The 21,139-nt window shown below is 58.6% G+C and carries 15 protein-coding genes; 14 read left to right on the top strand and 1 reads right to left on the bottom strand.

Features of this window, described 5'->3' with window-relative positions:
- Positions 1 to 9 precede the first annotated feature (9 nt).
- The 14 genes from argH to glpD all read left to right on the top strand — a co-directional run bounded on the left by argH (position 10) and on the right by glpD (position 19,907).
- Positions 10 to 1,419 (top strand): argininosuccinate lyase, encoded by a 1,410-nt coding sequence (argH, locus tag ABD720_RS05350; RefSeq protein ID WP_344762200.1) that lies wholly within the window; start codon positions 10 to 12, stop codon positions 1,417 to 1,419.
- Between the two features lie 142 nt (positions 1,420 to 1,561).
- A complete protein-coding gene (locus ABD720_RS05345) occupies positions 1,562 to 3,061 on the top strand; it encodes a DUF4331 domain-containing protein (protein ID WP_344762199.1) in 1,500 nt (499 codons plus the stop codon).
- 40 nt (positions 3,062 to 3,101) lie between these two features.
- On the top strand, positions 3,102 to 3,335 hold the full coding sequence (locus ABD720_RS05340; protein WP_344762198.1) for a hypothetical protein: 234 nt from the start codon (positions 3,102 to 3,104) through the stop codon (positions 3,333 to 3,335).
- A gap of 257 nt (positions 3,336 to 3,592) precedes the next feature.
- Complete coding sequence (locus ABD720_RS05335) at positions 3,593 to 4,741, top strand: ABC transporter substrate-binding protein (RefSeq protein WP_344762328.1); 1,149 nt, start codon at positions 3,593 to 3,595, stop codon at positions 4,739 to 4,741.
- Between the two features lie 82 nt (positions 4,742 to 4,823).
- Entirely contained in the window at positions 4,824 to 5,705 is an 882-nt protein-coding gene (locus ABD720_RS05330) for a branched-chain amino acid ABC transporter permease (protein WP_344762197.1), read from the top strand.
- Positions 5,706 to 5,709: 4 nt separating this feature from the next.
- Positions 5,710 to 6,576, top strand: a complete 867-nt coding sequence (locus tag ABD720_RS05325; protein WP_344762327.1) for a branched-chain amino acid ABC transporter permease — start codon at positions 5,710 to 5,712, stop codon at positions 6,574 to 6,576.
- A complete protein-coding gene (locus ABD720_RS05320; RefSeq protein WP_344762196.1) occupies positions 6,576 to 7,334 on the top strand; it encodes an ABC transporter ATP-binding protein in 759 nt (252 codons plus the stop codon). The genes ABD720_RS05325 and ABD720_RS05320 overlap by 1 nt, the downstream gene beginning before the upstream one ends.
- Positions 7,331 to 8,044: an ABC transporter ATP-binding protein gene (locus tag ABD720_RS05315; RefSeq protein WP_344762195.1), complete on the top strand. Its 714-nt coding sequence runs from the start codon at positions 7,331 to 7,333 to the stop codon at positions 8,042 to 8,044. The genes ABD720_RS05320 and ABD720_RS05315 overlap by 4 nt, the downstream gene beginning before the upstream one ends.
- Before the next feature lie 531 nt (positions 8,045 to 8,575).
- Positions 8,576 to 13,096 (top strand): PAS domain-containing protein, encoded by a 4,521-nt coding sequence (locus ABD720_RS05310; protein WP_344762194.1) that lies wholly within the window; start codon positions 8,576 to 8,578, stop codon positions 13,094 to 13,096.
- Positions 13,093 to 14,154, top strand: a complete 1,062-nt coding sequence (locus ABD720_RS05305) for an HD domain-containing phosphohydrolase (RefSeq protein WP_344762193.1) — start codon at positions 13,093 to 13,095, stop codon at positions 14,152 to 14,154. The genes ABD720_RS05310 and ABD720_RS05305 overlap by 4 nt, the downstream gene beginning before the upstream one ends.
- Positions 14,155 to 14,712: 558 nt before the next feature.
- Positions 14,713 to 15,483 (top strand): DeoR/GlpR family DNA-binding transcription regulator, encoded by a 771-nt coding sequence (locus ABD720_RS05300; protein WP_344762192.1) that lies wholly within the window; start codon positions 14,713 to 14,715, stop codon positions 15,481 to 15,483.
- Between the two features lie 580 nt (positions 15,484 to 16,063).
- Positions 16,064 to 17,581 carry a glycerol kinase GlpK gene (gene glpK, locus ABD720_RS05295; RefSeq protein WP_344762191.1) on the top strand — a complete coding sequence of 506 codons (1,518 nt, stop codon included), beginning with the start codon at positions 16,064 to 16,066 and terminating at the stop codon, positions 17,579 to 17,581.
- Positions 17,582 to 17,587: 6 nt separating this feature from the next.
- A complete protein-coding gene (locus ABD720_RS05290; protein ID WP_344762190.1) occupies positions 17,588 to 18,298 on the top strand; it encodes an MIP/aquaporin family protein in 711 nt (236 codons plus the stop codon).
- 100 nt (positions 18,299 to 18,398) lie between these two features.
- On the top strand, positions 18,399 to 19,907 hold the full coding sequence (gene glpD / locus ABD720_RS05285; RefSeq protein WP_344762188.1) for a glycerol-3-phosphate dehydrogenase: 1,509 nt from the start codon (positions 18,399 to 18,401) through the stop codon (positions 19,905 to 19,907).
- Positions 19,908 to 19,909: 2 nt separating this feature from the next.
- Here the strand turns inward: glpD and serA are convergent, their stop codons facing one another.
- The gene (gene serA, locus ABD720_RS05280; RefSeq protein ID WP_344762187.1) at positions 19,910 to 21,139 is read right to left on the bottom strand and encodes a phosphoglycerate dehydrogenase; all 1,230 of its coding nucleotides are present in this window, start codon (positions 21,137 to 21,139) and stop codon (positions 19,910 to 19,912) included.

Below are 21,139 nucleotides of genomic sequence, written 5' to 3'. Positions count from 1 at the left end.
ATTCCAACTATGACAGCACAATTCTCCAAAAAAAGCGAAGCCTGGTCGGCACGTTTTTCCGAACCCGTCTCCGATCTGGTCAAGCGCTACACCGCCTCGGTGTTTTTTGACAAGCGCCTGGCGGCGGTCGACATCCAGGGCTCGCTGGCCCATGCCGAGATGCTGGCCCGCCAGAACATCATCAGCCAAAGTGATCTGGCCGCCATCCAGGGTGGCATGCAACAGATCAGCACCGAAATTGCCGACGGCAGTTTCGCATGGCTGCTGGATCTGGAAGACGTGCACCTGAATATCGAAAAACGTCTGACCGAACTGGTCGGCGACGCCGGCAAGCGCCTGCATACCGGTCGTTCCCGCAATGACCAGGTGGCGACCGACATCCGGCTGTATCTGCGCGCCGCGATCGATGACCTGACCCTGCTGCTGGCCGAATTGCGCCTGGCGCTGGTCGACCTGGCCGAGCAGCATGCCGAGACCATATTGCCTGGCTTTACGCACATGCAAGTGGCACAACCGGTCACGTTCGGCCATCACTTGCTGGCGTATGTCGAAATGTTCGGGCGCGATGCCGAGCGTCTGGCCGATTGCCGCAAGCGCGTCAATCGCCTGCCATTGGGCGCCGCAGCGCTGGCCGGCACCACCTTCCCGATCGACCGTGAACTGGTGGCGCAGTTGCTGGGCTTCGATGAAGTCTGCTTCAATTCGCTGGACGCCGTGTCGGATCGCGACTTTGCCATCGAATTTTGCGCCGCTGCGGCGCTCGTGATGACGCACATCTCGCGCATGTCGGAAGAGCTGGTGATCTGGATGAGCCCGCGCGTCGGCTTCATCGATATTGCCGACCGCTTCTGTACCGGCTCGTCGATCATGCCGCAGAAAAAAAATCCCGACGTACCCGAACTGGCGCGTGGCAAGACCGGCCGTGTCACTGGCCACCTGATGAGTCTGCTGACGTTGATGAAAGGCCAGCCACTGGCCTACAACAAGGACAACCAGGAAGACAAGGAACCGCTGTTCGATACGGTCGACACCCTCACCGACACGCTGCGTATTTTTGCCGACATGGCGCGCGGCATTACTGTCAAGGCCGATGCGATGCGCGCCGCGGCACTGCAGGGTTATGCCACCGCCACCGACCTGGCGGATTATCTGGTCAAGAAGGGCCTGCCATTTCGCGATGCGCACGAAGCCGTGGCACATGCCGTACGGATCTGCGTCGACAAGGGCTGCGACCTCAGTGACCTGACGCTGGATCAGCTGAAGGCGTTCTCGCCATTGATCGAGCAGGACATTTATCAGGTGCTGACCCTGGAAGGCTCGGTCGCTGCGCGCGATCATGTCGGTGGCACCGCACCACGCCAGGTACGCCTGGCGATCGCGCGCGTGCGGGCGCAACTGGCCGACGTCCGCAAGGATTAAGTCCGGCCTGAAACAAAGAAACATGGTGTTTCAAAAATAAATCGAACTTTTTGAAAATAGCTGAATCCGTTCTGGCGTCTGCTTCGTAAAGTGTTTGGTAGTTCAGGCTCAGCCGAGCAAAACACTTATGAAGGAGACCGCCATGACGTCCATGATCGCCAGACATACCTGCTGTGCAGCACTTATTGCCAGCGCCCTCGCCACAATGTTCGCAGCACCAGCCGTGGCGTCCAGTCATCGCGAAGCACCGTTCATCACCCGTACGCCAAAAGTCGACGGCACCGACTTCTACATGTTCCGCAGCTATGAAGCAAACCGCGCGGGATTTGTCACGATGATCGCCAACTATGCCCCACTGCAAGATGCTTACGGCGGCCCGAACTATTTTGCGATGGATTCGGATGCACTTTATGAAATCCACATCAATAACAATGGCAATGGCAAAGAACAACTGACGTTCCAGTTCCGCTTCAAAAACGAAAACAAAAACACCCAACTGACTGTCGGTGGCAAGAAAGTCTCGATCCCGCTGGTTATCAACGGTGGTGCGATCTCCGGCCCGAATGCAGCCGGCGCCAATGTCCGTGAAACCTACACCGTCGATCTGGTCTCCGGCGATCGCCGCACCGGCACCCGCGCAGCGATCACCAACGCCTCGGGCGGCTCGGCCGTGTTTGACAAGCCACTCGACAACATCGGTAACAAATCGATTCCCGACTATGCCGCCTACGCTGCACAGCACGTCGTGTCGATCAACATTCCGGGTTGCACCACACCAGGCCGCATGTTCGTCGGCCAGCGTAAAGATCCTTTCGTCGTCAACCTTGGCGAAACGTTTGACCTGATCAACATCAAGTACCCGGCAACCCAACTGGCGCCAAACGGTGTGGACGGTGAAAAATCCGGTCACGACGACCTCGCCGACAAGAACATCACGTCAATCGAACTGGAAGTACCGACCGCTTGCCTGACCAACGGAACCGAGCCTGTCATCGGCGGATGGACCACTGCCAGCGTGCGTCAAGGCCGTCTGATCAATCCGACACCGAACACCAGCAAGGCATCGAAAGAAGGCGGCGCCTGGACTCAGGTTTCACGTCTTGGCGCACCACTGGTCAATGAAGTCGTGATCGGTCTGAAAGACAAGGACCAGTTCAACCACAGCGTCCCGTCTGGCGATGGTCAATTCATCGACTATGTGACCAATCCAACCCTGCCAGCACTGATCGAAATTCTGTATCCGGTCGCCAAAGCACCAACCAACTTTCCGCGTAATGACCTGATCGCTGCGTTCCTGACCGGTGTCAAGGGCGTGAACCAGCCAGCCAACGTGGTCGCATCGGAAATGCTGCGCCTCAATACCTCGATCGATCCGACCGCGCCAGCAGCTCAGAAGCGTCTTGGTGTCATCGGTGGCGATAACGCCGGCTTCCCGAACGGCCGTCGCCCCGGCGATGACGTGGTCGACATCGCATTGCGCGTCGTCATGGGTCGCTTGTGCACACTGAACATCGGTTGCGTACCTGGCGATGCACCAGCCGGCACATTCGACTTCACCGATGGCGCTTACCTCGACTACACGTTCTTTGACAACGCGTTCCCGTACCTGAAAACACCGATTGCCGGTTCGTTGAAGCACTAATCATCATCAACCTTCACGGCAATCCAATCAGGAGATCAACATGAAAAAACTCATTCTTTTATGCGCAGTCACCGCAGTTCTGACAGCCTGCGGCGGCGGTAGCAGTGGTACATCGGGTGCAGTAACACCGCCAAGTGGGACCACGTTTCTTGACGGCTTTATCACGTTCGTGATGAATCTGGTGAGCACCTCACCGGAAGACACACCGGCGCGTGAAATCGATAGCGTTGGTCTGACGTCACCGGAAGACACGCCAGCTGCGGCCGTGAATTAATTAGCGACCGCAACGCCGACAAACATCGGCTGCCGGCTGCCAACTCGCAAGGGTTGGCAGCCGGTTTTTTTTGTTCTGGTTTCACTGATCAACCGATTCCTATGATGCGCCCCCGTGTCCGCGGCTCTCCACAGTTGATGCATCCGGCAGACCCTGCTACCCTCACGGTCGTGCTTTTCAAAAACACTGCCCGCGCTGCATGAAGCGGTGCCCCATAACAGCAGAGACACGCGACTTCCGGAGATTCCATGCGCACCATGTTTACCATCAAAAAACTTACCCTCGCCCTGATCGCAGCCGGTATCGGCTGCTCGGCGTTTGCCGCTGACATCAAGCTCGGCGCCGCAGAAGCCCTGAGCGGACCCGCTGCAAAATACGGTATCGCAATCAAGAATGGCCTGACCCTCGCCGCAGACGAAATCAATGCCAAGGGCGGCGTCAATGGCAACAAGCTGACCCTCGTGATCGAAGACGAGCAAGGCAAAAAAGAAGAAGCCATCAACGTTTTCAAGAAACTGATTTTCCAGGACAAGGTCCTGATGGTGTTTGGTCCGACACTATCGAACTCGGCCTTTGCTGCCGACCCGATCGCCGTAGCGAGCAAGGTCGTCGTCTTCGGCACCAGCAATACCGCCGATGGCATCAGCGCCATGGGTGCAACTGTGTTCCGCAATTCGGTCATGGAAGCCGACGTGTTGCCAGTGACGACCAAAGCCGCCGTCAAGCATTTCGGCATCAAGAAAGTGGCGGTCGTCTACGGTAACGACGACGCCTTTACCAAAAGCGGCTACGACGTTTTCAAAACCACGCTCGATGCCCAGAAAATCCAGATCACCGCCACCGAAACCTATGCCAAGGGCGACGTCGACTTCAAGGCGCAGCTGACCAAGATCAAAGCCACCAATCCGGACGCCATCGTCTGTTCCTGCCTGGCCGAAGAAGCCGCCAACATCATTTTGCAAACCCGCACGCTGGGCATGAAGCAACCGTTCATCGGTGGTAACGGCTTTAACTCGCCGAAGCTGTTCGAAATCGCCAAAGATGCCGCCGACAATACCGTGATGGGCAGCCCATGGTCGTCCGAGAACCTGACGCCGACCAACAAGGCCTTCATCGCTGCCTACAAAGCCAGGTTCAATGCCGACCCGGATCAGTTTGCCGCGCAAGCCTATGACGCCATCCACATCGTCGCCGACGCCCTCAAGAAAGTAAAACTGACCGGCGCACTCGACAAGGATCGTCTGGCGCTGGCCGAAGCGCTGCCAGCAGTCAAACTCGATGGTGCAACCGGCGCATTTGCCTTCAGCCGCGCCACTGGCAAGGATGGCAAACCAGCCGGCTACGATGCGGATCAGGATGCCATCGTCAACATTGCCAAGGGTGGCAAGTTCGTCTTGCTGAAGTAAATTTCAGTTTCGGCAGTCATTTTTTTCTGCGGCATTTCCGGTTCGCGCCGGCCATGCCGCAGCTTCATTTCATGCAGGGACTATGCTCGAACAACAACTGATTAACGCCCTGTCGCTGGGCAGCGTGTATGCGCTGTTTGCACTGGGTTTCACGCTGGTATTCGGCGTGCTTGGCGTCATCAATTTATCGCATGGCGCGATCTTCATGCTGGGCAGTTATTCGGCCCTGCTGCTGGTCGAAAAAATGGCGCTGCCACTCTGGCTGGCGCTGCTGGTGGCGATGCTCGTGACCGGCGTGATCGGCCTGGTGGTCGACTATCTGGTCTTGCGACCGCTGCGCAAACGCAATGCCCCCCATCTGTCTCCGATGATCGCGTCGATTGGCGTGGCGATCATGCTGACCAATCTGGCACAAGGCCTGTTCGGTGCCGAGAACAAACGTTTTCCGGTCGGGACGATACCTGAACAAAGCATCAGCTTCGGTGACCTGCATGTCACCGCCGTCCAGATCGGCATCGTGGCGATTTCCTTCGTGCTGATGATCGTGCTGCTGGTGGTGATGCGCCGCACGCAACTTGGTCGCGCCTTGCGTGCCATCGCCGAATCACCCAAAGCCGCCGCCCTGCTGGGTATCAATGTCGAAGGCCTGTTCCTGCTGACCTCCTTCACTGCCGCTGCACTGGGTGGCGTCGCCGGCGTGCTGGTGGGCCTGTCGTTCAATGCCATATCGCCCTTCATGGGACAACCGATGCTGCACAAGGGCATCGCCGTCATCATCCTGGGCGGCATGGGCGACATACGCGGCGCCATGATAGGCGGTCTGTTTCTGGGCTTTGCCGAAGTCATGAGCGTGGCGTATCTGTCGAGCGACTTCCGCGATGCCGTCGCGTTTGGCTTGCTGTTCCTGATCCTGCTGGTACGGCCTTCGGGCATGTTCGGCAAAGTGCTGGAAAGGAAGGCCTGAGATGATGGAATGGTGGGAAGCTTTCTGGTCGACATACAACACCGTCATCTTCAGCATCGGCGTCAACGCGATGCTGGCGCTGTCGATTTACATCACGCTGTCTTGCGGTTTGCTGTCGCTGGCGAATGCCGCGTTCATGGGCATCGGCGCGTATGCCGCGTCCATGATCACGATGCAAACCGGCTTGTCGTTTCCGGTTGCCTTGCTGGCAGCAGGCGTCTTGCCGGCGCTGGTGGCACTCATTATCGGCATCCCGACGCTGCGACTATCGGGCGTGTATCTGGCCATGGCCACGCTCGGCTTCGGCGAAGTGGTGCGCGTGATCGTGCTTAACATGGACATTACCGGCGGCCCGATGGGCTTGAACGGCATTCCGCAAAAAACCGAGTTCTGGCACATCCTGTTGCTGCTCTTGCTCACTCTGTACGTGCTGGCCCGCATGCGTCGCTCGAAAATCGGGCGCGCCTTTGAAGCCATCAAGGCCGATGAAGTCGCAGCACGCCTGATGGGGATCAATGTGTCGGCTTATAAACTGCTGGCGTTCGTCACTGGCGCCGTCATTGCCGGTGTCGCCGGTGGCCTCAATGCCCATTACACCTTCACCATCGGACCGGGCAATTACGCGTTCGAGAATGCAGTCGATATCCTGACCATGGCCGTTTTCGGTGGCACCAGCAACCTGATCGGGCCGACCATCGGCGCCACCATCCTGACCCTGTTGCCGGAAGTCCTGCGTGAGTTCAAGAGCTTCCGCCTGGCCTTCAATGGCCTGATCCTGATTGTCGTCATTCTGTACCTGCCAAAAGGCATCTGGGACCCAAGCCGTATCCGTGGATTCTGGCAGCGCCGCACAACCAACAAGGAGATCTGATGCTGCAATTTAATCAGATCAGCAAGCAGTTCGGCGGCCTGAAAGTGCTGCAGGACGTCAGCTTCACGGTGCCGCAGGGCGGCATCTTCGGCATGATCGGACCGAACGGCGCCGGCAAGACCACGGTGTTCAATTTGCTCACCGGCCTGTTACGGCCCACCGGTGGTCAGATCGTCTTCAACGGCAAGGACCTCGGTGCGGTCGCGCCGCACAAAATCACCGAACTCGGGATTGCCCGCACCTTCCAGAACATCCGTATTTTCAAGGAAATGAGCTTGCTGGAAAACGTCGTCGTTGGCATGCATGACCATCTCGACTACGGCTTTGCCGGGTTGCTGTTCAACCTGCCCGGCTTTCGCGATGCCGAAGCCAAGGCACGCGAACGTGCCCGAGAATTATTGTCGTGGGTGCGACTGGATCACAAGGCGCACCTGTTGGCCGAAAGCCTGTCGTATGGCGAACAGCGCCGGCTCGAATTTGCCCGTGCACTGGCGACCGAACCGAAGCTGCTGCTGCTCGATGAACCGGTAGCCGGCATGAACCCCTCCGAAAAAACCGAGCTGATGGCCGAGATCGTTAACATCAAGCAGCGCGGTTTTACGGTGTTCCTGATCGAGCACGACATGCGCTTCGTCATGGGTCTGTGCGACCGCATCGCCGTACTGAATTTCGGCCGCATCATCGCCGAGGGCACGCCCGATGACATCAAGACCAATCCGGAAGTGATCGAGGCCTATCTGGGCAAGGAAGAAGCATGAGTGCGATTTTGCAGGTCACCGATCTGTCCGTGGCGTATGGCCAGATCGAAGCGGTCAAGGGCATCGACCTGGCCCTCAATGAAGGCGAAATCACGGCGCTGGTGGGCGCCAACGGTGCCGGAAAAAGTACGGCACTGCTGGCGATCTCGGGTTTGCTGAAAGCGACTCGCGGCCAGGTACTGTTCGATGGCACCGATCTCACCACGCTGGCGCCGCACCAGATCGTCGGTCGCGGCGTGGTACAGGTCGCCGAAGGTCGCGCCATCCTGACGACCCTGACCGTCAGTGAAAACCTGGCACTGGGCACCTACGCGCGCAAGGACAAGAGCGGCATCACCAGCGACCTCGACTGGGTCTACACCCTGTTCCCGGTCCTGAAAAATCGCCGCGACGGGCTGGCCGGCAACCTCTCCGGTGGCGAGCAGCAAATGCTGGCGATCGGCCGTGCGCTGATGGCCAAACCACGCGTGCTGCTGCTGGATGAACCATCGATGGGACTGGCACCGTTGATGGTGCAGGAAATTTTCCGCATCCTGAAAGAGATCAACAAAACGGGATTGACGATTTTGCTGGTCGAGCAAAATGTGCGGCAGGCACTGCGCATCGCCCAACGCGGCTATGTGCTGGAGACCGGCAAGGTGGTACTGACCGGTAGCGGCCAGGACTTGCTGGATGATCCAAAGGTGGTTGAGGCGTATCTGGGCGGCTGAGCAAAAATTTCACCGTGCAAACAACCGTCTGTAGGTCGGGCTGCAAAGCCCAATCTACAAGTCTGCGTGATCGACATCATGACGATGATTTCAATCAGAGCTGTTGGTCGTATTAGCCAGCCTCCTTCGATGGCTACATACCAGCTTCTCTTCCACAACGACATCAACACCAGCATGTAATTTTCAGCACAGCGACCGCTTAGATTCATTTAATACTACCTGAACTCAACTTTACTACCAGTTACACTCGGCAAGTGTTTCAGGCTGACTTACGGCAGACCCGGCAAACCCCGCAAACCCCGCAATTCCGGAACTGCTGCACGCCTGCTATTCCAAGCTCAAGCAAGCGAGCAAAGGGTTTGAATTGCTAATGGCAAAGGTGAGGTGCTGGAGATATCCAGCCAAAAAATCGGCGCTGACTCAACGGCTTGTAGTTTGCCTGAGCCGTGTGCAGTAAAAGTAGTCAACACGGTTCTTTGTTCAGGCGGCACCAGAAATGATCTGCCCCAGCCGTTCACCCTGGAACAGCACATGCGCTCGAAAATCTCTCCTGTCTTAATCTCCAGTCTGGCCCTGGTCTTCGCACTCGTGGTTGCCGGCATGTGGGGTACGTTCTATTCAGCGACACTGCTACGGAAAAACGTCGCCGCGGTCGAACACACTGACCAGGTCTTCATGGAGCTGGAATCCATACTTTCGACGCTCAAGGATGCGGAAACCGGCCAGCGCGGTTACCTGCTCACTGGCAAGCGCGAGTATCTGAACCCGTATGCCTCTGCCGTGACCGTTCTGCAAAAAAAACTGGATGCGCTGGGCAAACTGACCATCGATAACGCTGTGCAGCAGAAGCGCTTGCGTGGCGTTCGAGTGATGACGAGCACCAAACTCGGCGAGCTCGCTGCCTCGATCACCCTGTTCGACCGGAAGGGATTCGATGCCGCCCGCGCTATCGTGCTGCTGGGAGCCGGCAAGGATGTGATGGAGTCGCTGCGATCCGCCATCGATGTGATGCAGGCGGAAGAGACTACCCAGCGCCTGCTTCGTCAGGAGGTCGCCGGGACGAATTACCAGCGCCTCATCATGCTGGACTTCGCCATCGGCGGCGCCGCTTTGTCGGCGATCCTGGCTTTTCTTTTCATGTTGCGACGCTATGTGACCAGCCGCGATGAGCGTGAGCTGCTATGCCACAATTATTTGCAGACGACGCTGGCCAGCATCGGGGATGCGGTCATCACGACTGATGGCGACGGCAACGTCACCAATATGAATGCCGTCGCCGAAACCTTGACTGGCTGGACTCAGGCAAGCGCGGCCGGCAAGCCCTTGCTCAGCGTGTTTAGAGCGATCAGCGCGTCGAGCGGACACACGGTCGATTATCCCGCACTCAGAGCGCTCCGGGATGCGCCGGTTACCCGGTACGCCGATGACACTGTTCTGATCGCGAAAAATGGTACCGAAACGGCGATCGAAGACTGTTCCGTCGCCATCAGCGGTCAATCCGAGGATGGCCTGGCACTGGTATTTCGCGATGTGGCCGAGCGCCGCCGCCAGATCAGTCAACTGGCCGACAGCGAGCAGCAATTCCGTGAACTGGCCGAGTCAATTCCCCACTTGTGTTTTATGGCGAATCCGGATGGCGGTATCTTTTGGTACAACCGCCGCTGGTACGACTATGCCGGCGCCAGCGCCGAACAACTGGCAGGATGGGGTTGGCAAAGCGTGCATGATCCGCTGGTCTTGCCGCAAGTGATGGCGCGATGGCAATCGTCGCTCTTGCTGATCGAGCCATTCGAGATGGTCTTTCCGCTCAGGGGCGCGGACGGCCAGTACCGCCAGTTCCTCACCCGTGTGATGCCGCTCATGAGCGAACAGAACCAGGTGACGCGCTGGTTTGGCACCAGCACCGATATCACCGCGCAATGGGAGACCGAGGAAGACCTGCGTCAATTCAAATTCTTCAGCGATCACGCTAGCGATGGCCATTTTCTGATCGACAAGGCGGGACGCATCCGATACGCCAATGATCTGGCATGCGAGCGCCTCGGATACGACATGTCCGAGTTACTCATGATGCACATTTCGGACGTTGATGTTCTTCTGACCATGACATTGTTTCAGGAGATCTTCACCCGAGGCCGAACGACTCCGATATCCCCCTTCGAGGGCATACAGCGGCGCAAGGATGGGTCGACCTTTCCGGTCGAGGCCACAGCCACCGTGCTGGAGGTCAAGGGCGAATGGATGGTGTTGAAGTCGTCGCGCGACATCACCGAGCGCAAGCTCGCCGAACAGAATTCGCGCGAGGCATTGCTTGAGTCGGTACGACTGCAAGAATCCCGCGCGGCGACCCACGCCATGCGCGCAGTGCTCTACGAACGCGATCGACACCAGCAGGCCGTCGACGCGCACGCCATCGTCAGCGTAACGGATGCCATGGGCCAGATCACCTACGTCAACGACAAGTACTGCCAGGCGACAGGATGCAGTCGGGAGGAGCTTCTGGGAAAAAATCACAGCATGTTCAAGTCGGGGATGCATCCCCTCGCTTTTTATGAAGAGATGTGGCAAACCATCAATGGCGGCGCGATCTGGCACGGTGAAATCTGCAACCGGAGGCCCGACGGCCGCATGTACTGGATTGACGCCAGCATCGTGCCTTTCCTCGATGCCGATGGCTTGCCGTATCAGCACATCATGATTGCCACTGACGTTACGTCGACGAAACTGAGCAAGCAAGCGCTGATCGTCAGCGAGGAGCGCCTGCAGCGTGGCCAGGAATTCGCCAACATGGGTACCTGGGAATGGAACATCGGCACTGGAAAATTTTTCTGGTCGAACGGCGTGGCACCGTTGCTGGGTCAAGCGCCAGGCCTGCCGGAAATCAGCATCGACAACTATCTTGACACGGTGCACCCGGACGATCTTCCCGCGCTGCGAACAGCGCTGACGGCCTGCATTGACGACGACGCACCACTCGACATCGAGCACCGCGTGGTGTGGCCGGACCGGTCCGTATTCTGGTTGCTCAACCGCGGCAACGTCGTGCGCGACGCAGACGGCAAGGCAAGCAACATGGTCGGGGTGGTACAAAGTATCAATAAACGCAAACTGGCAGAAATAGCGCTGATCGAGACCGGACAGCGCCTCAGGCAGGCCCAGATGCTGGCGCGCCTGGGCCATTGGCAAATCACTTTCCCGGACCATGCGCTGTACTGGTCGGAGGAGGTGTACAACATCCTCGGTCAGGATGCCGCTACCTTCACGCCAGAATTGACCTCCTACCAGAACGCGACACATCCGGACGATCGGACACTGGTCAGCGAAAGCATCGAACGCTCCAAGGAGACTGGCAGGCTGGATGTCATGTACCGCATCGTGCGTCCGGATGGCACGATAAGACATGTGCAACAGCAAGCGCGGGCCGAACGAGCCGCCGATGGGCGATTGCTGCGCCTAAGTGGCACGGTGCAGGATATGACGGATTATTTTATCGCCAAGGAACAGCTTCGGCAGAGCGAAGAGCGTTTCGTCATGGCCGTCGAAGGCGCCGGCGATGGTATCTGGGACTGGCTGATGCCGACGGGTGAACTGCTGCTTTCCGGGCACTGCGAGTCGATGCTTGGCTACGTCAAAGGTGAGCTGACGATTTCCATCGATGACTGGAATGCCGGTGTTCATCCGGACGAACAGGCACTGGCCCGGCAAAAGCTGGACGCGTATCTGACAGGGGAGACGGCCAGCTACAGTGTCGAATTCCGCTTGCGTTGCAAGGACGGCAGCTTCAAGTGGGTCCTGTCGCGCGGCACCGTGGTGGCGCGCGACAGCGAGAACCTGCCGCTGCGCATGATCGGTATCCTCAGCGACATCAGCGAACAAAAAGCGGTGCAGGCTGATCTGGTAGCCGCTCGCGCGGGCGCGGAGCTTGCCAATCTGGCCAAGTCAGAATTCTTGTCCAGCATGAGTCACGAGTTGCGTACGCCCATGAACGCCATCCTCGGCTTCGCGCAGCTACTGGAGCATGACAGTCGCCTGACCGACGATCAGCAGGAAGACGTGCATGAAATTCTCAAGGGTGGTCGTCATCTGCTGCAGTTGATCAACGAGGTGCTGGATTTGGCAAAGGTCGAGTCTGGCACGATGTCGTTGTCGCTGGAGTCGGTGACGCTGGCAGACCTGGTGGAGCAATGTCGGCAATTGATCCGGCCACTGGCACAGGCAAGGCAGATTACCGTGCACTGTGCAGCGCCGTCCGAGGCGGCCGTGCGTGCCGACCGCACGCGCCTGAAGCAAGTGCTTCTGAATCTGCTCTCCAACGCCGTCAAGTACAACCACGCAGGCGGCCAGATCCGGGTTGGCGTGCAGGCCGCCGCAAACCAGCGTTGGCGCGTCACCGTGGCAGACACCGGGATTGGTATTTCAGCAGAGCATTTGGCATCACTGTTCGAGCCATTCAACCGGCTTGGTGCCGAATACGGCACGACCGAGGGGACCGGTATCGGCCTGACCATCACACACCGGTTGGTACACATGATGGGTGGTGCATTAGGTGTCGATAGCGAGGTCGGTGTCGGAAGCACCTTCTGGATCGAACTGCCGGACGAAGCCATGGTGACACTGGAAGCAAGTTCCGTGTCGGTGCCTGCGGACAAGGCGCACCAGGTACGCACGCGACGCGTGCTCTGTATCGATGACAATCCTGCCAATCTCAGGCTCCTTGCGCGACTGCTCGGCACGCGCTCCGACATCGACCTGATGACGGCGCACACACCGACGCTGGGACTTGATCTGGCGCGGACACACCGACCCGAACTGATTTTTCTTGATATCAACATGCCGGGCATGGACGGCTATCAGGTACTCAAGGTGCTCCTGGCAGATGACAACCTGAAAACCATTCCCGTCATTGCAGTGACCGCGAATGCGATGCTGCATGATATCGAGCGCGGACGCACGGCCGGCTTCGCCGATTACATCACGAAGCCGATCGATGTCACTCAGTTCGCCGGCGTCGTCGACAATTTATTGAACAGCGCCAAGGAACACCCCCAATGACCCCGGACCTGATCGAACGCTCCAGCATCTTCATCGTCGATGACGAGCAGGCCAACCTCCGCCTGCTCAACAAGCTTCTTGCCAGGCAGGGTTACCACCATCTCGTTCCGATCCAGGATTCGCGCGAGGTGCTCGCGCGGTATCAGGCGCAACGACCCGATTTGATCTTGCTCGACATTAGCATGCCTCACCTGGATGGCTATCAGGTCATGGCGCAACTGAATGCATTGAACGATCCGTTCATGCCGCCCATCATCGTCATCACCGCCGAGTACAGCCGCGAACAGATATTGAAGGCCCTGACCTTGGGCGCCCGTGATTTGATTGGCAAACCTTTTGATCACAACGAATTACTGATGCGCGTGCGCAACCTGCTCGATGTCCAGCTGGCGCAACGCCTGTTGCATGACCAGAAGGCGGTGCTGGAAGACATGGTGCGCATGCGCACCGAAGACCTCAAGCAGACACGTTTGCAGGTGGTGCGCCGCCTCGGTCGCGTGGCGGAATATCGCGACAATGAAACTGGCCTGCATATCGTGCGCATGAGTCAGGTCTCGGCGCTGCTGGCCAGAAGCATGGGATGGAGCGCGGACCAGTGCGAGCTGATGCTGCATGCCAGTCCCATGCACGATATTGGCAAGATCGGCATTCGCGACGAAATCCTGCTCAAGCCGGGCAAGCTGACGGTATCCGAGTTCAACATCATGAAGACCCACGCCTCGATCGGTGCCGACATGCTGGCCGGGGATGACTCGGAATTACTGCAACTGGCCCACACCATTGCGCTGTCCCACCATGAAAAATGGGATGGCAGCGGCTACCCCGGCGGGCTGATCGGCCAGGCTATTCCGATGGCCGGACGAATCGTCGCGGTCGCCGATGTCTTTGATGCCCTGACGTCAAGCCGTCCGTACAAGGAGGCCTGGCCGGTGGACAAGGCGGTGGCTTACATCACCGAAAACTCGGGCAAGCACTTCGATCCTGACGTTGTGGTGCATTTCTTGCGCCATTTGCCGGAGATCATTGCCATTGTTGAGTTTCATGCGGAGCCGGCTTAGATATCCGCCCGGATTGACGATCAGTTGCCCGCCACCTCGCACGCATCCATGCACACGGGGCCGGTGCCGCCACGCGGTGCTGTTGCCGTGCCAGCAGTCCGACCACATCGTCGGCACTGCGGCAATCACAACAGAATTCAACCAGATCCTCGATGAAACCGACCTGAAATTCAGCGTTTTATGCGGTTGATTTCGCCCTACAGCTAAGCCTTCCAACAGCCATTCGACCTCCAGCATCGTGACGGTCTGGATGGCCCCATCGGCGTCGTGTGGCCACGCGAATTTGCCGTCGCCGGCGACGTTACGCTGCCAACCGTACAAGCTCTCGCGAGGCACACCATGCCGCTTCGCATAAGCACTCGTCGATGTACCTTCGCCATGGACATGATCGTCACCGGCGCCCGGTCTACCGGCTTTGCCACTGTCCCCCAACAGCGAATGTCAGTCCTGTCCCGGTATCGGGCAGGATTAGCATGACCAGAACGAGCGTCGCGTTATACTCGGAATAACTCGGTGCATCACTGCGCACTACCCCTGCGGCTTTTTTTTCGGTAGCACATGATTATCTTCAATCAGCGGCAACAGGAAATCCTGACCTTGGTCCAGCGCGACGGCCACGTCACGGTGGAAAAACTGGCCAGTCACTTCGACGTGACCCATCAAACCATCCGCCGCGACATCACAATGCTGGCCAACAATCGCCAACTGCAGCGCCTTCACGGTGGCGCAAGCGTGCTATCGAGCGTGGAAAACACGGCTTACAAGCTGCGGCAGGTACTGCTGCATGCAGAAAAGGAGCGCATCGCGCGGTTGGCAGCACAGCACATACCGCACCATGCCTCGCTGTTCATCAACCTCGGCACCACCACCGAGGAAGTCGCCAAGGCGCTGCATGCACACCGTGGCCTGCGTGTTGTGACCAACAACCTCAACGTAGCCGCGACCATGTGCCATTACGAGGACTGCGAAGTGATCGTCGCAGGTGGCATCATGCGCCCGCGTGACATGGGCATCATCGGCGAATCAACCATCGAATTCATCCGCAAGTTCAAGGTCGACTACGGCATCATCGGCATCTCCAGCATCGAGACAGACGGCATGATGCGCGACTACGACATGCGTGAAGTGCGTACCTCCGAGGCTATCATCAGCCAGTCACGCAACGTGTTTCTGGTAGCTGACCACTCCAAGTTTGGTCGTCCGGCAATGGTGGAACTAGGCCATCTGTCACGGGTCACAGCGCTGTTTACCGATGCACCGGTGACAGCCGAGATGGCGGACATGATTGCCGCCGCCAAGATTGCGCTGCATATCGCCAGCGCGAACTGACGTTACCCGTATCTCTCCTCGCGGAACACCGACTCGGCCAATTTGCGCAAATTGACGGTAGCGCATGACTTTCATTTCATCTCATCCAGGCAAGCGATTGCCTGATGTGGGAGCGCGACCTGCCCGCTCACACCGTTACAAGCTGCGGCTTCACACGCAATATGTCAGCCGCCAGGCCCGCAGTCGCACACGGCCTTGTTTTCATGACTGATCGTCACCGGCCTTCGTCAACACTGGCCTACAGAGCTAATTGCCCCCTGAACGTGCGACGCATCAAACTGAATCCTGCCTGCGTCGTACACCACCTCCTGGTCTCGCTGACCGTCAAAACACAGGAGTGAGCCAGTCGGACCAGAGCGCATATTGCCAACTTTACAATTCAATCCTGTCACTTTCAATTTTTTGTCTTATACTCAAACGAAACAAACCGAACATAATCGAATATAAAAGCAACATTCTCGCATTCACTGCCCAGAGGTGCCACCGGGCGTTTTCAGGTACCGACGCCAGGGGTCCGGCATTGGTAGCGCAATCCGACAGTGAAATCCCGCATTAATGTGCAGTACTCAGGAGACACATCATGAAAACACAATACATTCTCGCCTTCGATCAGGGCACCAGCAGCTCCCGCGCAATGCTATTTGACCAGATGGGCAATGTGGTGTCGGTGGCGCAGAAGGAATTCCGGCAGATTTATCCGCATCCAGGCTGGGTCGAGCACAATCCGCTGGAGATCTGGGCCGGCCAGGCTGGCGTTGCTTCCGAAGCGATCGCAATTGCCGGTGTCGAGAGCAGTGCAATTGCCGCCATCGGCATCAGCAACCAGCGCGAAACAACCGTCGTCTGGGATCGCGCCACCGGCGTGCCGGTGTACAACGCCATCGTCTGGCAGGACCGCCGTACCGCCGACTATTGTGATGCGCTCAAAGACCAAGGCCATGAACAGATGGTGCGCAGCAAGACCGGCCTGCAGATTGATGCCTACTTTTCCGGCAGCAAGATCAAGTGGATACTCGACAACGTCGACGGCGCACGCGAACGGGCAGAGAGCGGCAAGCTGATCTTCGGCACCATCGATTCCTGGCTGGTATGGAACCTGACTCAGGGCAAGGTGCATGTGACCGATGTATCGAATGCCTCGCGCACCATGCTCTTCGACATACACAAGCTGGCCTGGGACGACGAACTGCTGGCCTTGCTGACCATCCCGCGCAGCATGCTGCCATCGGTACGTTCGTCGAGCGAAGTCTATGGCACCACCAGTGGCAGCCAGCTCGGCGCCGGGATTCCGATTGCGGGCATTGCCGGGGACCAGCAGGCAGCGTTATTTGGCCAGCAATGTACCCGTCCCGGCATGGTCAAGAATACCTACGGCACCGGCTGTTTCATGGTGATGAACACCGGCACCAGCCCGATCGAATCGAATAACAAGCTGCTGACCACGGTCGCCTGGCAGATCGGCGATGAAGTCCATTACGCACTCGAAGGCAGCATTTTCATTGCCGGTGCCGTGGTGCAATGGCTGCGCGACGGTCTCGGCATTATCAAGAGCTCTGGGGCCATCGATCAGCTGGCGCAGCAAGTCAAGGATAGTGACGGCCTGTACATGGTGCCGGCCTTCGCCGGGCTTGGTGCACCGCACTGGGATCCGAATGCACGCGGCTCGCTGTTCGGTGCCACGCTTGGCACCAGCGCCGCCCATGTTGCCCGTGCCGCCCTCGACAGCATTGCCTACCAGACCATGGATGTACTCAAGGCGATGGAAGCCGATGCTGGCATGGCAGTGCAGGAACTGCGGGTTGATGGCGGTGCCACCGTCAACGATCTGCTGATGCAGTTCCAGTCCGACATACTTGGTGTGGACGTGATCCGGCCAAAAATTACCGAGACGTCTGCCCTTGGCGCGGCCTACCTGGCAGGACTGGCAGTCGGCTACTGGAGCAGCATGGATGACCTGCAGGGACAGTGGCAGATCGACCAGCGTTTCACGCCATCGATGTCGGCACCGGACGTAGCGCAGCATGTACATGGTTGGCAGCGCGCGGTCAGTGCCGCGATCACCTGGGCCCGTGCCCCTGCTCTCAGCCAGCGCAAGTAGGCCGCCATGCAGTCATTACTGGGTGAATTCATGGGTACTGCCCTGCTCATACTGCTTGGCAATGGTGTAGTTGCCAATGTCCTGCTGAACAAGACCAAGGGTCAGAACAGCGGCCTGATCGTAATCGCCTTCGGCTGGGCGATGGCGGTGTTCATCGCTGTCTTCACGGTGGCAGCACTGAGCGGCGCGCACCTGAACCCGTCGGTCACCATCGGCCTGGCGGTGGCCGGTAAATTTTCGTGGGCCGACGTGCCGGGCTATATCGCTGCGCAGATGCTGGGCGGGATGGCAGGTTCGTCGCTGGTCTGGTTCATGTACCGCGCCCATTTCGACGCCACCAGCGACGCCGATGCCAAGCTGGCCGTGTTCTGCACGGGCCCGGCGATCCGCAACCTGCCGGCCAACCTGATGTCCGAAATCATTGCCACTTTTGTACTGGTGTTTGCAATCCTGAACATCGTCTCGCCAAAGGCAACGCTGGGTGCGATGGACGCGCTGCCGGTCGCGTTGCTGGTCCTCGGGATCGGACTCTCGCTGGGCGGCACGACAGGCTTTGCCATGAGCGCCGCCCGCGACCTCGGACCGCGCCTGATGCATGCCTTGCTGCCGATACCCGGCAAGCGCGACAGCGACTGGTCTTACGCCTGGGTGCCGGTGGTCGGCTCCGTGATCGGCGCGGTACTGGCAGCACTGTTGTACGGACAGAGTCTGATCTGAGCGCACTTTCAGTCGCTCTGTAAATCTGATAGCGAAGATTTTAATGACAATGAAGACATTGAAATGTTGTTAGCAACAACAAAGGGAAAAGGTAAACAATATGGACAGGGACATCTACGACCTGCTGGTCATCGGCGGTGGCATCAACGGTACAGGCATTGCGCGCGATGCGTCAGGCCGTGGACTATCCGTCATGCTGTGTGAAAAGGACGACCTTGCGCAACATACCTCGTCGGCCAGTACCAAGCTGGTCCATGGCGGGTTGCGCTACCTTGAATACTACGAATTTGCCCTGGTACGCAAGGCCCTGCAGGAGCGGGAAGTGCTACTGCGTGCCGCGCCCCACATCATCAGCCCGTTGCGCTTCGTGATGCCGCATGATCCGGCCGGTCGGCCGGCCTGGCTGATCCGCGCCGGCCTGTTCCTTTACGACCACCTCGCAAAACGGGAATTGCTGCCCGGCGCCGAGGGCATCAAGCTGTCCGGCCACCCAACCGGGCTGCCGCTGAAAGCCGGCTTCAAGCGCGGCTTCGCTTATTCCGATGGCTGGGTGCAGGATGCGCGACTGGTGGTGCTCAATGCCCAGGATGCCACCGAACGTGGTGCCACCGTACTCACCCGCACCACCTGCATCGCTGCCCGGCGCGAAGGCAATCACTGGCACTGCACGCTGCGGCGTGAGGACGGGCGCGTGCAGGAGGTGGTGGCACGCGGACTGGTCAATGCAGCAGGGCCGTGGGTCAACCAGTTTCTCGGTCTGGTGGCCAGTAACGGCAGCAGCAAAAAAGTACGGCTTGTCAAGGGCAGCCATATCGTCGTCAAAAAGCTGTTCGACCATCCGTACGCCTATATTTTCCAGAATCCGGACAAGCGCATCATCTTTGCCATTCCGTACGAGGACAACTTTACCCTGATCGGCACCACCGACATCGAATACCACGATGATCCGGCCACAGTAGCAATCGATGGCAGTGAAATCGATTACCTGTGCGCGATGAGCAACCGCTACTTCGAGCAGCAGATCGGGCCAGCGGATGTGATCGCTACTTTCTCCGGCGTACGACCGCTGCTGGAAGACGATTCGGCCGATGCTGCCGGCGTCACCCGCGATTACTCACTCGAAATGCACGACAGCGAAGGCGCTCCGCTGCTGTCGGTGTTCGGCGGCAAGATCACGACTTATCGCAAGCTGGCCGAACAGGCACTCGACATGCTGGCACCGACGCTGGGCAACACGGCACCGGCCTGGACCGATGGCGCAACGCTGCCGGGAGGCGACCTGCCGAACGCCGACTTCGCCGCCTTTCTGCTAACGCTCGAACGCCGCTATCCGTGGCTGCCCGCCGGGCTGCGCAAGCGCTATGCAAGCACGTACGGCAGCCGTATCAACGTGCTGCTCGGTGAAGCAACCACGATCCGGGATCTCGGTCTGGAAATCGCTCCCGGTCTGTTCGAAGCAGAGGCCCGCTATCTGGTTGATGTCGAATGGGCCAGGAGCGCCGACGACATCCTGTGGCGCCGCACCAAGCTGCGACTGCACATCCCGGCCGCAACGATTCCTGCCGTCGAGCAGTGGGTGGCGGCCTATCTTGCCGTTACCGCCAATTAGCGCTAGTACAAAACCCGCGTCCGGATCGTCCCCTCAATCCCATGCAGTTTCTCCAGCGCGACCGTCGAACACCCGGCCGGCACATCCATCACCAGATAGCCAATCGATGCATTGGTCATCAGGCTCTGCGCCGAGATGTTGATGCCGTTTTCCGCAAAAATCCGGTTGATGGCGGACAGCACGCCAGGGATGTTCTGGTGGATATGCAACAGGCGATGCTGGCCGCCAAACAGCGGCACGGCGACTTCCGGAAAATTCACCGCCGATAGCGTCGAGCCGGTGTCGGAATAACGGGCAAACTTTTCTGCGACCTCGAGTCCGATGTTGGCCTGCGCTTCCAGCGTCGAGCCGCCGATATGCGGCGTCAGGATCACGTTATCGAAACGGCGCAGCGGAGACAGGAATTCTTCGCTATTGGCTTTCGGCTCTTTCGGAAACACATCGACGGCGGCGCCGCCAAGATGCTTGCTGTCCAGCGCCGCGGCCAGCGCATCGATGTCGACGCAGGTGCCGCGCGCGGCATTAATGAAAATGCTGCCCAGCTTCATTTTGGCGAATTGCGCCGCGCCCATCATGTCGCGGGTCGATTCGTTTTCGGGAACATGCAAGGTCACCACATCGGCTTGCGCCAGCAAATCATTGAGCGACTCGACCTGATGGGCATTCCCCAACGGCAGTTTGGTAATGACGTCGAAGTAAATCACCGTCATGCCGAGCGATTCGGCCAGAACCGACAACTGGCTGCCAATGCTGCCGTAACCGACGATGCCCAATGTCTTGCCGCGGGTCTCGAACGAGCCTTCGGCCGATTTCGACCAGCCGCCACGATGGACCAGCGCATTTTTTTCGGGGATGCCGCGCAACAGCAGGATGGTTTCGGCCAGCACCAGTTCGGCCACCGAGCGGGTATTGGAATACGGTGCGTTGAAGACCGGGATACCGCGCAGCATCGCCGCGCCCAGATCAACCTGATTGGTGCCGATACAAAAGCAGCCGATCGCGACCAGCTTTTCGGCCGCTTCCAGCACCGCTTCGGTGATCTGCGTGCGGGAACGAATGCCCACAAAATGGGCGTCACGGATCTTCTCGATCAGCGCCGCTTCGTCGAGCGCGGTCGGCAGCGATTCGACATTCGTGTAACCGCTGCGGCTCAGAACATCCAGCGCATTCTTGTGTACGCCTTCCAGTAACAGAAAGCGGATCTTGTCTTTTTCCAGCGAGAGTTGGGTCAT

Origin of the sequence: Actimicrobium antarcticum, from assembly GCF_039536745.1 — a bacterium.
In the GTDB taxonomy this organism is placed as follows: Bacteria; Pseudomonadota; Gammaproteobacteria; order Burkholderiales; family Burkholderiaceae_D; genus Actimicrobium; species Actimicrobium antarcticum.
The sequence above is the reverse complement of the archived record's forward strand: the minus strand, read 5'-3'. Positions and strand labels throughout refer to the sequence as shown.